At 41.9% G+C, this 12,584-nt stretch carries 14 protein-coding genes; 9 read left to right on the top strand and 5 right to left on the bottom strand.

The window, feature by feature from the left end:
- Positions 1-225 precede the first annotated feature (225 nt).
- Both FD725_RS24320 and FD725_RS24315 read right to left on the bottom strand, forming a co-directional pair.
- A complete protein-coding gene (locus FD725_RS24320; RefSeq protein ID WP_179050526.1) occupies positions 226-420 on the bottom strand; it encodes a hypothetical protein in 195 nt (64 codons plus the stop codon).
- A 3-nt stretch (positions 421-423) separates the two neighbouring features.
- Complete coding sequence (locus tag FD725_RS24315; RefSeq protein ID WP_179050525.1) at positions 424-897, bottom strand: type II toxin-antitoxin system VapC family toxin; 474 nt, start codon at positions 895-897, stop codon at positions 424-426.
- 146 nt (positions 898-1,043) lie between these two features.
- On the opposite strand from FD725_RS24315, the gene FD725_RS24310 reads away from it, so the two are divergent.
- From FD725_RS24310 to FD725_RS24300, 3 genes are all read left to right on the top strand, one after another.
- A complete protein-coding gene (locus FD725_RS24310; protein WP_179050524.1) occupies positions 1,044-1,697 on the top strand; it encodes a class I SAM-dependent methyltransferase family protein in 654 nt (217 codons plus the stop codon).
- A gap of 3 nt (positions 1,698-1,700) precedes the next feature.
- The gene (locus tag FD725_RS24305) at positions 1,701-2,924 is read left to right on the top strand and encodes a glutathione S-transferase family protein (RefSeq protein WP_179050523.1); all 1,224 of its coding nucleotides are present in this window, start codon (positions 1,701-1,703) and stop codon (positions 2,922-2,924) included.
- Between the two features lie 129 nt (positions 2,925-3,053).
- Positions 3,054-4,022 (top strand): threo-3-hydroxy-L-aspartate ammonia-lyase, encoded by a 969-nt coding sequence (locus FD725_RS24300; RefSeq protein ID WP_179050522.1) that lies wholly within the window; start codon positions 3,054-3,056, stop codon positions 4,020-4,022.
- Positions 4,023-4,231: 209 nt separating this feature from the next.
- Here the strand turns inward: FD725_RS24300 and FD725_RS24295 are convergent, their stop codons facing one another.
- The gene (locus FD725_RS24295) at positions 4,232-5,566 is read right to left on the bottom strand and encodes a TrkH family potassium uptake protein (protein ID WP_179050521.1); all 1,335 of its coding nucleotides are present in this window, start codon (positions 5,564-5,566) and stop codon (positions 4,232-4,234) included.
- Between the two features lie 156 nt (positions 5,567-5,722).
- On the opposite strand from FD725_RS24295, the gene FD725_RS24290 reads away from it, so the two are divergent.
- The gene (locus FD725_RS24290) at positions 5,723-6,565 is read left to right on the top strand and encodes a methyltransferase domain-containing protein (RefSeq protein ID WP_179050520.1); all 843 of its coding nucleotides are present in this window, start codon (positions 5,723-5,725) and stop codon (positions 6,563-6,565) included.
- An 84-nt stretch (positions 6,566-6,649) separates the two neighbouring features.
- Here FD725_RS24290 and FD725_RS24285 read toward each other — a convergent pair whose 3' ends face one another.
- Complete coding sequence (locus FD725_RS24285; protein ID WP_096581838.1) at positions 6,650-6,775, bottom strand: photosystem II protein Y; 126 nt, start codon at positions 6,773-6,775, stop codon at positions 6,650-6,652.
- Between the two features lie 125 nt (positions 6,776-6,900).
- On the opposite strand from FD725_RS24285, the gene FD725_RS32705 reads away from it, so the two are divergent.
- Positions 6,901-7,035: a hypothetical protein gene (locus FD725_RS32705; RefSeq protein ID WP_256871732.1), complete on the top strand. Its 135-nt coding sequence runs from the start codon at positions 6,901-6,903 to the stop codon at positions 7,033-7,035.
- Here FD725_RS32705 and FD725_RS24280 read toward each other — a convergent pair.
- On the bottom strand, positions 7,026-7,631 hold the full coding sequence (locus FD725_RS24280) for a gamma carbonic anhydrase family protein (protein ID WP_179050519.1): 606 nt from the start codon (positions 7,629-7,631) through the stop codon (positions 7,026-7,028). The genes FD725_RS32705 and FD725_RS24280 overlap by 10 nt on opposite strands.
- Before the next feature lie 159 nt (positions 7,632-7,790).
- Here FD725_RS24280 and FD725_RS24275 point away from each other — a divergent pair, with 159 nt between their 5' ends.
- From FD725_RS24275 to FD725_RS24260, 4 genes are all read left to right on the top strand, one after another.
- Positions 7,791-8,303 (top strand): TIGR02652 family protein, encoded by a 513-nt coding sequence (locus FD725_RS24275; protein WP_179050518.1) that lies wholly within the window; start codon positions 7,791-7,793, stop codon positions 8,301-8,303.
- Between the two features lie 74 nt (positions 8,304-8,377).
- Positions 8,378-8,806 carry a VOC family protein gene (locus FD725_RS24270; RefSeq protein WP_179050517.1) on the top strand — a complete coding sequence of 143 codons (429 nt, stop codon included), beginning with the start codon at positions 8,378-8,380 and terminating at the stop codon, positions 8,804-8,806.
- A 212-nt stretch (positions 8,807-9,018) separates the two neighbouring features.
- On the top strand, positions 9,019-11,859 hold the full coding sequence (locus FD725_RS24265; RefSeq protein ID WP_179050516.1) for a pitrilysin family protein: 2,841 nt from the start codon (positions 9,019-9,021) through the stop codon (positions 11,857-11,859).
- A gap of 171 nt (positions 11,860-12,030) precedes the next feature.
- Positions 12,031-12,456 carry a plastocyanin/azurin family copper-binding protein gene (locus FD725_RS24260; protein ID WP_256871973.1) on the top strand — a complete coding sequence of 142 codons (426 nt, stop codon included), beginning with the start codon at positions 12,031-12,033 and terminating at the stop codon, positions 12,454-12,456.
- Positions 12,457-12,584: the final 128 nt, after the last annotated feature.

The raw sequence follows: 12,584 nt of genomic DNA, 5'->3' as shown, positions 1-12,584 counted from the left end.
ATATTCCTTGATTTTCTATTCACATCTGTGATACTCTGCCTTTATCAGTAAACTACAGTTACTTGATAATTTAACCGTAGTTTATATCTACACAATGTGCATCAAACGGAAATTACCCCTTATGCCAAAAGATTGGTATGAATGGCACGACCTCTACAACACTGAGCCAGTATTACAGCAGCGTTTAGAAATAGTGCAATAATATATTGCTTATAGCTTGAATGCCTAACCAGGATCTCCCTTGCGTGCGCTCCAACGTGTCGCTGTACCATGCTTTACTGATAAATTGACAACTTCTCTTCCACTTTCGGCTTGCTTCTTTTGCCAATCTGCAAACATCGCGTCCAAGTCGTAGTTAAAAGACTTGGCGTGTTCTTCACGAATCTGATGAATTTCATCTAGAATCTCATCCTGCCACATTGCTTAATCTCCTAATAGTTCGTAGGGGGTGCAAATTACGGGTAACTGATATCCAAAATCAAGACTGATTTCTGCAAGTTTTCTTTGAATTTGAGCATTTGCTATATGCTTACAATTCCACGTTAGCAGGTAATCCAGCTGATGAACGGTTGCTGCCGCAATATGAACTGCATCATCTGAGGCTTTGGCAGGAAGATTGCTGCGTGTGAGAAATTCTGCTGACAAGTTTTTTACAGCCTGATTGAGTTCTACTAACGGCATTCCGTTGAGAATCTCCAGACGCTTAACGGCAATCTCGGAGTCTCCCCGTGCCACCTCATCTAAAACAACTTGTGAAATGTAGAGCGTGAATGCACTTCGGCGAAACTCCCACCACTCTCTTGTGATCTCTATGTTTGCTGCCAAAATCAGATTTCTGGTTGATCTGGCTGTAAGGTAGCCCAAAATACTAGTTTCGATGTAGACAGTTTCACTCATACGAAATAGGCTAGGAGCCTTCCTAATAAGACTTGATTTTAAACGAATTTTTGTGATACGCTGCTTTCATCTGTAAACTACGGTTAATCGATAAACTAACAGTAGTTTTATGGTAAACAGAGTGCATCAAACGGGAATCGCGTCCTATGCCAAAAGATTGGTATGAATGGCACGACCTCTACGACACTGAACCAGTATTGCAGCAGCGTCTAGAAATCGTGCGGGAATATATTGCTGATAGCTTGAATGCGTTACCAGATGGAACTATCCGAATAGTCAGCGTTTGTGCAGGTGATGGGCGAGATTTACTAGGAGTTTTACAAAATCACCCCCGAATCAATGATGTATACGCACGACTAGTGGAACTCAACCCTCAGTTAGTTGAACGTGGACGGGCAACTATAGAATCATTGGGTTTAGGTAAACAAATTGAGTTTATTAATGATGATGCAACTCTTGCTACTAACTACGTAGGTGCAGTACCCGCAGATATTGTGATTGTCTGTGGTGTTTTGGGCCATGTTGTGAATGAAGAACTCGATCGCTTAATCAATAACTTGAGTTTTCTGAGTAAACCGGGTGCTTTTGTTATCTGGACTCGCGGACACTCTAACGGTATTCCCTACTCTGACAATGTACGGAAAATTTTGTCTGCATCTGGGTTTGAGGAAATTAATTTTCAACTCACGGCTACAGGAGACATGGCTGTAGGTATTCATCGTTACCTGGGTGAAAGTGTAAACCAACCTCAAGAACAACAGTTATTTGTGTTTTCTGGCGTTCCTAGTAAAGCGAGGTAAAAAATGTCCATACCAAACACAGTATCAAATTGGGAAGAACTTTTAGAAACTGCGAGAAATCATACCTCTGCGCGTCGGGTAAAGAGGCCAGGACAGTCTCCCTCTACTGCACCCATTCCCAGCAGTTTACACAAACTTCCCCCAGACACAGAATTGCCAGTTTTGCTTTATCGAGATACTAATTCTTGGTGTCCTTTTTGTGAGCGAGTTTGGTTTGCGCTAGAAGAAAAGGAAATTCCTTTTGCAACGGAGTTTATTGATTTAAGTAATAAACCTAAATGGTACACTGACCTAGTTCCTACAACCCTTGTGCCGGCTGCCAAGATTGAAGGAAAGTTGGTATATGAATCTAAAGATATTCTCTTGGCTTTAGAAGATCGGTTTCCTCATCCTGCATTATTACCAGAAAATCCAGAGGAAAATGCGGTTGCGAGACAGTTGGTTGAGGAGGCTGAGACTAACGGGTTTAGAGAGATTGCTTATAAATTTCTCAGAGAAGTAACTGTAGATGCTGATGAGTTGGCAAACTTACAAGCAGCATTTGAGGCGAAGTTAGATGAACTTGAGCAAGCTTTGGCTAAATATCCTGGCCCCTACTTTGTTAGTACGTTTAGCTTGGTAGATATTCTGTATAGCCCCCATCTAGATAGATTAGTGGCTAATTTACCTGTGTATCGGGGATATCATCTCAAAGGAAATCCGCGCTTTCCTGGGATTAATGCTTGGTTTGAAGCACTGAATCAGCGTCCGGCTTATCATCGGGTGAAGTCGGATAATGTTACTAACAATTTACTCTTGCGTCGCAGATGGGGTGTGGAACCGATTGGGAATCCTTTACCTCTGGATGTAGCAGATAGCGAGAAGATTCAATATCGCGCCGAGGCGGCTGAGAGATTGAGTGATAATCGAGAAGTAGCGATCGCCGATATTATCAAAAATTCTGGAGTCCAAGCTTTAGCCGCAGACGGTGATTATACCACAGTTAAGCAAGCTGTTGATTTTCACCTGCGACAATTGGCTGATTATTTACTGCATGGTAATGGAGAATTTTTACCGGGTGGTCGGACTGGTGGCAAAAATAGCAGTATTGATCCTACTTTCGCTGCTGTGGGGGCGATCGCTTTTGCATATTTGCGGAATCGGATTTGCGCGCCTCGTGATATGAGTGCTGGTGCAGCTACGGCATTTCGAGCAGCAATCGATAAATTATTGGCTGCTGTTTATTGATTTATCCCATGTCACGTTAATCATCATACACATGAATTATGTAGAGACTTTGCAATGCAACGTCTCTACTATTTCTCTTTGGGGATTTCGTTCAAAATAAAAAGCAAGTATGTTTCACAATGCTATTTAATGTCACAGTTTCACCCCGTCAGCATCAATGATATACAAGCAGCACAGCAACGGCTTTCTGGGATTGCTCACCACACACCTGTATTAACTTCCAGAATCGTCAACGATCGCACCCAGAGTCAAGTATTTTTTAAATGCGAAAATTTTCAACGTACCGGGGCTTTTAAGTTTAGGGGTGCTTACAATGCCTTGGCGCAGCTATCGCCAGCACAAAAACAGCAAGGTGTGCTGACTTTTTCATCAGGTAATCATGGACAAGCGATCGCCTTAGCTGGGCAGCTACTCCATATTCCCACAACTATTGTCATGCCAGATGATGCTCCTGGAGTCAAGCAAACGGCTACTCGAAGTTACGGTGCAGAGGTCATCTTATACAACAGACAGCAAACCAATCGAGAAGAATTAGCTCACAATCTAGCCAGCGATCGCCATCTTACCCTGATTCCCCCCTACGATCATCCCCATGTGATTGCTGGACAAGGTACGACTGCACTAGAACTAGTTCAAGAAGTGGGCGAACTAGATTTGTTATTGGTTTGTTGTGGTGGTGGGGGGTTAATTGCTGGTTGTGCGATCGCGGCTAAAGCCCTTTTCCCCAATTTGCGAGTAATTGGCGTAGAACCCACACTAGCTGACGATGCTACCCGTTCCTTTTATACAAAAACTCTGCAAACAGTCACAAATTCAGATACCATTGCCGATGGGGCGCGAACACCTAGCTTAGGCCAAATCACCTTTCCGCTAGTGCTGCAATACGTTGATGATATGGTGACAGTATCAGAAGCAGCCATTATTCGCACGATGTTTTTTCTCTGGGAACGGCTGAAAATAGTCGTTGAACCCACCGGTGTACTAGCTGCTGCTGCCATACTTGAAAATGTTGTGACTGCACCAGGTATGAAAATAGGTGTAATTATCAGTGGCGGAAATGTAGATTTAACCCAAATTGCTAAGTTATTTACTGAGTAAATCACTCCATATCACTACTTGCCTGCCATTTGCCAAAATTTTTACTAAAGTTAACATTATGCTGCGCAGATTTCCAGCTTATTCCCATGTCTTTGTGGCTTTGTGGTAAAAAATATTTAATTCAACCACAGAGACACGGAGACACAGAGAGAAATATTAGTGAGTATGACTTATACCCTGTCTAAGTCTCGCTATTGCCTATTCCCCAACTATCCCACAAGTAAATTCTCTTCAGGATAATGAATCCTTGTGGGGCGGGGATCTCCGAGTACGGCGGACATTAGCAGTAAAACACCAACTCTTCCTACGTACATTGTGATAATTAAAACTATTTTTGCTACTGGAGAAACAGCACCAGTAATTCCCGTGGAAAGACCAACTGTCGCAAATGCTGATACGACTTCAAATAGAATTTGAATAAAGTCTAATTTGGGGTCTGTGAGGGATATAAAAATTGTGGCTAGAATGACAGTAGCGACAGAACCTACTAAAACACCAACAGCTTTTAAAATCAGAGAGATTGCTATCTTCCGTTCATACAATAAAACTTCTTCTTTACCATGCAAAATTGCTTTAGTACAGCTAGTTAAAACTCTGAGTGTAGTAGTTTTGATACCGCCACCTGTGCCACCAGGGCTAGCACCGATAAACATCAAAGCAATCATGATAAATAATCCGGCATTGGTCATTTTCCCAATATCTACGGTATTAAAACCAGCAGTTCGCGGTGTGACTGATTGAAACCAAGCGACTAAAAACTGGTCAGATAAATTCAGTGAACCAAATGTTTCTGGATTTCTAATTTCTATGCAGAAAAATGCTATTGTTCCCAAAACTAATAAGATTAAAGTCGTGCTAGTCGCAACTTTAAAATCTAGAGAAAATACTTGACTAATCTTTTTTTTCAGTAGGCGATCGCGCAACCAAATATAAGCTTCTAAAATTACCTGATAACCAATCCCACCAAAGATAATTAAGCCTGTAATTGTCAACACTACCAACAATGATGATTGATAGCCAATGAGATTATCTTTAAACAAACTAAAACCAGCGTTATTCCAAGCATTAATACTATGAAAAATTGCTAACCACAGTCCTTGACTCCAACCATAATCAGGCACAAACGCAGGTAATAGCAAAAACACCCCAGTAATCTCAAAAATCAACGTTGTAGCCATAATTGAGCGAATTACTTGGGCGCTACCATTCATCCCTGGCCTGTCTAAGGCCTGTTGAATAGCAACTTTTTGCCGGAGGTCAAATCTACGTCCAATTAACAAAATCAGAAATGTGGTGGTTGTCATGTATCCCAAGCCACCAATCTGTGCTAGTAAGGCAATAAACAACTGACCCCAGAAGGAAAAATAAGTGCCAGGATCAACTACGGACAACCCAGTTACACAAACTGCCGATGTGGAAGTAAACAACGCCACAATTAGGTCATTCCAGTTACCACTGCTAGTTGAGAAAGGCATCATTAATAAAATAGTTCCCAAGGCAATGACAGCCAGAAAACCTAAGCAAATTGTCCGTGAAACAGTCATAGTTAATTCAAAATCCCCAATTATTAAAGTCTGTAATGGTGTTTATTCCTTAAGAAGACACTACAACAAAAAACTTTCTTATCTAATTAAAAACACACATGGTAGCCTACGGATATATTTTGGGAAATTCTTTTTTGTCTTAACACTGGTTTTTTCATGAGTGCAACACTTTACCAGCAAATTCAGCAATTTTACGATGCTTCCTCTGGCTTGTGGGAAGAAATTTGGGGCGAACATATGCACCACGGCTACTATGGTGCAGATGGGACAGTACAAAAAAACCGTCGTCAGGCACAAATTGATTTAATCGAAGAATTACTTACTTGGGCAGGTGTGCAAACAGCAGAAAATATCTTGGATGTAGGCTGTGGGATTGGTGGTAGTTCTTTATACTTAGCAGAGAAATTTCATGGTCAAGCTACAGGGATAACTTTAAGCCCAGTACAAGCCGCTAGAGCAACTGAACGGGCGAAGGAAGCCAATTTGAGCGCTAGAAGTCAGTTTTTAGTAGCCAATGCCCAAGCAATGCCTTTTGCTGATAACTCTTTCGATTTAGTTTGGTCGTTAGAAAGTGGTGAACATATGCCAGACAAAACTAAGTTTATGCAAGAGTGTTACCGAGTATTAAAACCGGGTGGTACTTTTATCATGGTGACTTGGTGTCATCGTCCAACTGATGAATCACCACTAACGGCCGATGAACAAAAGCATTTAGCAGATATTTATCGGGTATATTGTCTACCTTATGTCATTTCCTTACCGGAGTATACAGCGATCGCTCGTCAACTACCATTAAACAATATCCGCACTGCTGATTGGTCAACAGCTGTTGCTCCCTTTTGGAATGTGGTAATTGATTCCGCCATCACTCCTCAAGCAATTTTTGGCTTACTCCGCGCTGGTTGGACTACCATCCAAGGAGCATTGTCACTGGGGTTGATGAGTCGTGGTTATCAGCGTGGCTTAATTCGCTTCGGCTTAGTGTCAGGTGTCAAGTAACCAACGTTTTCTCATTTCCTGACCAAAAAATCGACTGTACCTGAAAAGGAACAGCCGATTTCAACTGAAAAACTCTAACTGAGTTTAAGCTTCTCTGTTCAAAAAGTTCTGAACTTGTCTTAAAGCCGCAGCACCAATGTTAAAAACAGCCCAACCAGCAGCAACTGCTATTGGTGCTAAAACGATCGCTACACGAAAATCAATATCCATTTCTAGAACCCCTCTATCAAGTAGAAATTAAATTTTTGTCAACTGTCCTCATTTTTATTTTTAGCTGAAGTGGGCAACTTTTCTACATCTATTTGTAAAGAAAGTTTAAGTTGGGGCAATGGTCAATGGTCAATGGTCAATGGTCAATGGTCAATGGTCAATGGTCAATGGTCAATGGTCAATGGTCATTGTCCCCTTGTCCCCTTGTCCCCTTGTCCCCTTGTCCCCATTCCCCAGTCCCCATTCCCTATTACCCATAAAACCCAATATCCGTTCCCTTGCCTGCGTGAACGAAGGCTAACTTTTTGTAACGTTCGGCGTGTTCGATGAGGTCGGCTGCTTCTTCTGGGCTGATGGGGCGGGAAATTTTGCCGGGAATGCCGACAACTAGAGATAAGGGGGGTATATTTTTAGTGACCACTGACCCAGCACCAACGATGCTTCCAGCGCCGACTCTGACTCCATCTAAAATGACTGCGCCAATGCCAATTAAACTACCACGTTCAATGTGAGCAGAGTGGATGACGGCACGGTGTCCTATGGTTACATGATCTTCTAAGATTGTGGGCAAGCCAGGATCACCGTGTAAGATTGCCCCATCTTGAATATTCGTGCATTCGCCAATCTCAATGCGTTCTACATCTCCCCTAACTACAGCCCCATACCAAATGCTAGCTCCGGCTGCTATATTGACTGAACCGACGACGACTGCATTGGCAGCAATGAAGGCGGCTTGAGAAAAATCGACAGAAGGCCAGTAAGAAGAAGTGGTAGACACGATAGAATATGAATATGGTACCCAGGAACACTGGAGAAACTCCACCTTTGGCGGCTGGTTGCAAAACCAGGATATCATAGTGTCAAGCCTCCAAATTGAGGAAAACGACGGTAAAAATTGTTCTTACTGCAACACTGAGTCCGTGCGGCGAGAACAGTCCCCCAACGTGGTGGAGCCGAAGTGTAAAATCTAACCCACTGGTGCTGGTGAAGACGAAACTATGTTTGTATGCACTTCATGATGAATCCAGGCTTGCAGTACCCTATATTTGGCCCTGACATACAGTGTCCCCATTGTCGGCAAACAATTCCGGCGCTGACACTCACTGATACCTATTTATGTCCTCGTCATGGCGCTTTTGAGGCTAATCCAAAAAACGGAGAATTAGTTCATCTACAATCAGGGCGACATTGGCGTAGGTGGAACAACGAGTGGTTCAGACAGCATACTCATCCTGATGGTATCCGGTTTGAAATCCACGAAGCCCTAGACAAGTTGTATACCCAAGGCTACCGAGCTACAAAGGTAATTATCGCTAAACGTTATCAGGAATTGATGAGTGGTTATTTAGAACGCAGCACACCTTGGCGTTCTGGACAACCAGAAACATCATCTGCCAGACTATACGGTTTACCTGTAGAATTTAGTCCTGAATCAGCAGATGATCCTTGCTGGGAAGTGATTAATTTTGATTTGGAAAAAGAACCTGGTGTTCCTGTGCGCTACCCTTATTTTCGGTTATTTGAGTAAATGGTCAATAGTCAATGGTTATTAGTTATTTGACCATTGACTATTGACTATTGACTAATGACTAATGACTAACTATGCACCACGCCTCTATCCGGACTGCGAATATCCATCGAGCGATCGCTTTTTATGAGTTACTAGGCTTTACTGTCTGTGAACGCTTCACTACAGGTTACACTCTAGCTTGCTGGATGGAAGGATTAGGCGGCAGAATTGAACTCATTCAAATCCCTGAACCAAAACCAGCCCCTGATGCTTTTGCAGATGAGCATTATGTGGGATATTATCATCTCTCTTTTGATTTAACTGAGAGTACGACAGATTTACCAAATTGGTTGACAAATTTACAAAAATGTGCAAGCGAAGTGCCAGAGTTAGCACCCTTGAAGATCCTTTTGTCACCGACACAACAGCAAATAGGCGATCGCATTTTTGAAGTAGCTTTTATCGCTGATACTGATGGATTACCACTGGAATTTATTAGACTTTTAAGCAAGCTTAATTAAATTAAATCGTATTTTAATACATCTAACTTAATACTGATGATGTAACATAATTGTCAGTGGTTAGTAGTCAGTTGTCGTTGTCAGTGACGAATAAATCTCTATGCTGCCCATCAGGAAAGCATTAAACCAGATTAAATATCACTAGCAACTGACCAACGATAACTAACACCCATAGCCCAGTAAAAATAATCTCAGCACATCTACCAAAATAAATGTCTGCATGGTCTGGCTGGTATCGCTACCGTTATTATGTGTTATTGTTGATTATTTCTTTAGTTACAGTCTTGATTTTCAGCAACAAATCTGCTGAAAGTCAATACAATACTATGTCTAGTCGAGTTAATTCCCCAGCAACATTAGTGACAGAAAACCCCAAAAAACTTACATTGACAAAAAACGTCCACAAGACAGTACTGGACAACGGTCTAACAGTATTAATTAAAGAAGTACACACTGTACCAGTTGTGAGTGTCCAAGTTTGGTACAAGTTTGGTTCCCGCCACGAAAAACCAGGGGTGAACGGGATTGCTCATCAACTAGAACATATGATGTTTAAAGGCACAGCCAACCGTCCAGTGCAATTTGGCGGATTATTTAGTGCCTTGGGTAGCGACTCCAACGCTTTCACCAGCTACGATCAAACAGCATATTACGGTACAGTAGAACGAGAAAAGTTACCAGCGTTGTTGGTATTAGAAGCAGACAGAATGGAGAATGCTTTAATTAATACTCAGCAATTGGCAAGTGAAAAGCGGGTGGTTATTTCCGAATTACAAGGCTACGAAAATAGCCCAGAATATCGCCTTAGTCGTGCAGTTATGCAAGAAGTCTTTCCCCATCATCCCTATGGCTTACCTGTAGGTGGTACGAAATCTGATGTGGAAAAATTTCAAGTTGAACAAGTCAGAGATTATTATCATCATTTTTACACTCCTGATAATGCAGTCTTAGTAATTGTTGGCGACTGTCAAACAGAACAAACCCTGGCAAAAGTCAAAGAATTATTTGGCAGTATACCAAAGGGGCAAGAGTCAAGAGTCATTAGTCAAGAGTCATTAGTCAAGAGTCAAGAGTCAAGAGTCAAAGTATTTACTCCCTCACTCCCTCACTCCCCCACTCCCCTCATCTTACGAGAACCGGGTGCGGGGAAACTTTTGCAGGTTGTTTATCCTTTACCGGATGTGAATCATCCTGATATGCCAGTGTTGGACTTGATTGATTACATCTTGACAGAAGGACGAAATTCTCGACTGTATCAGGTATTGGTGGAGTCGGGTTTGGCTAGTGAAATAGAAGCTTCTGTGGTGAGTTTGCAACAAGCTGGATGGTATGAGTTGTTGGTGACGGTAGATCCAGAACAAGATTTAGGTAAAATTGACTCAGTGTTACAGAAAGCGATCGCTAATCTGACAAAAATAGGTGTAAAACCAGAAGAATTGGCGAGGGCGAAAAGGCAGTTAGAAGCTGCTATTATTTTAAGTAACCGTGATATCACCGATCAAGCCACGCAGTTGGGTAATGACGAGACAACGGCTGGTGATTATCGCTTTACAGATAATTATTTAACGGCTATCCATCAAGTGACAGCAGAAGATGTTGTGCGTGTGTTAAACAAATACCTACAAACATCTCATCGCCAAGTCGGTATGTTTGAACCAATTTTGCAGCAGACAAAAGAAGTTGGTAACAAACAACAATCATCACCAACTAAAGAAAATTTCTCAGGTGGTGAATCTATCCCACCATCTGAGTTAATTAAGTACATACCATCATATCCAAAAGAAACAAATGATAGTGTGCAGGAAACTAATCGCCAGTTACCCCAGCACCTGACACTCAGCAATGGTTTACAGATATTATTACTACCTGATCAAAGTACACCTACAGTCACCTTGAGTGGTTATATTAAAGCAGGTACAGAATTTGATCCAGATCAACAAGCGGGATTAGCAGCTTTAGTCGCAGATAGTTTGATGAGTGGGACTAAAAGCAAAAACGCTCATGCTTTAGCTAAAACTTTAGATGATCGAGGGGCTACTTTAGATTTTGCCGTATCTCGCAACGGTATGCGTATCCAAGGTGATAGTTTAGCAGCAGATTTTCCAGTTTTGATTCAGACATTGGCAGATGTCCTCAAAAATAGTACCTTTCCGCAAAAAGAAATAGAACTCAATCGCCAACAAACTTTAACCGCCCTCAAACTAGAATTAGATGATCCGGGAGAAGTAGCAAGAAAAATCTTTCTACAATCAATTTATCCCAAAAAACATCCCTTACATATCTTTCCCACAAAAGAAAGTCTACGCCGAATTCGTCGTCAGGATGTGATAGCTTTCCAGAAAAAATATTATCGTCCCGATACTACAGTCATTGTACTAGTAGGAGACTTTGCACCGACCCAAGTGCGAAGTCTCATGCAAGCCGAGTTTGGTAATTGGCAAACTACAGGCCAACCACCAACAATACAGTATCCGCAAGTGTCACTGCCAGAAACTATCATCAAGGTAAATCCAGTTTTAGCAGGCAAACCCCAAGCCATCACTTACATGGGTTATGCCAGCATTAAGCGTCAAGATCCCCGATTTTATGCCACTGTGGTATTAAACCAAATATTAGGAGGCGATACCTTAAGTAGTAGACTAGGAGCAGAAATACGCGATCGCCAAGGTTTAACCTACGGAATTTATAGCGACTTCCAAGCAGAAAAAGACTTTGGCACATTTTGGATTGAAATGCAAACTAATCCTGAAGATACCAATAAAGCGATCGCTAGCACTCGTCAATTACTCCAGCAACTGCATCAAAATGGTGTTAGTGCTGCCGAACTACAGACAGCTAAACAAACTCTCATTGGTAACTATAATGTTTCTCTGGCAGACCCAGAGGAATTAACCCATAAAATCCTCATGAATCAAGTCTATGGGCTAAATGTATCAGAATTACATTCTTATCACCAAAAAATTCAGCAAGTCACTCTTGCAGAAGTCAATCAATCAGCCCATGAGTTACTCCACCCAGATCATTTTGTCGTAGTGACAGCAGGGCCTGGATAGTGGTGAGTGATACCAATTCAAAATGAAGAAATAATGACAATTGACTATTGACCATTGACTAAGCTAATAATAATGATTTATCTAGTGAACAAAACATACGCATATCTATTTGGATTGATTACTTCTCAACTGCGGTTCATCTACCGTAGCTGTTTCATAATTATATTTTCCCTGTTGATTATCTTCACTAATACTGCTTCAGCAATGGCGGTGAACGACGTTGTTGATGTACTAAAGCAACCAGCAACAGAAATTACTGTAGCTTTGGGCAATGCTGCTAACGAGTTGAAATTTGAGCCAAATCAATTAGACTTAGTAGTCGGCAAACGTTATTTACTCCGACTCACTAACCCCAGTCAATTGAAGCACTATTTTACTGCCAAAGATTTCGCTGATGGGATTTGGACACAAAAAGTCGAAGCAGGGAAAGTAGAAATTAAAGGCGCAATTCATGAACTCGAACTCAAGCCTGGTGCAGAAGCCGAGTGGGTATTTGTAGCATTGAAGCCAGGAAAATATAGCTTACGTTGTCCCATCCCAGGACATACAGAAGCAGGGATGACGGGAGAGATTGCGATTTTGGGAAAGAGTCAATAGTCATTAGTCATTAGTCATTAGTCATTGGTCAATAGTCAATAGTCATTAGTCATTGTCCCCTTGTCCCCCACTCCTCACTCAGCACTCAGCACTCTCTCCCCCCACTCAGCACTCAGCACTATCCCCAC

Source organism: Nostoc sp. TCL26-01 (assembly GCF_013393945.1).
Taxonomy (GTDB): domain Bacteria; phylum Cyanobacteriota; class Cyanobacteriia; order Cyanobacteriales; family Nostocaceae; genus Trichormus.
Note: the sequence above shows the minus strand (reverse complement) of the source record. Positions and strands in the feature narration are given on the sequence as shown.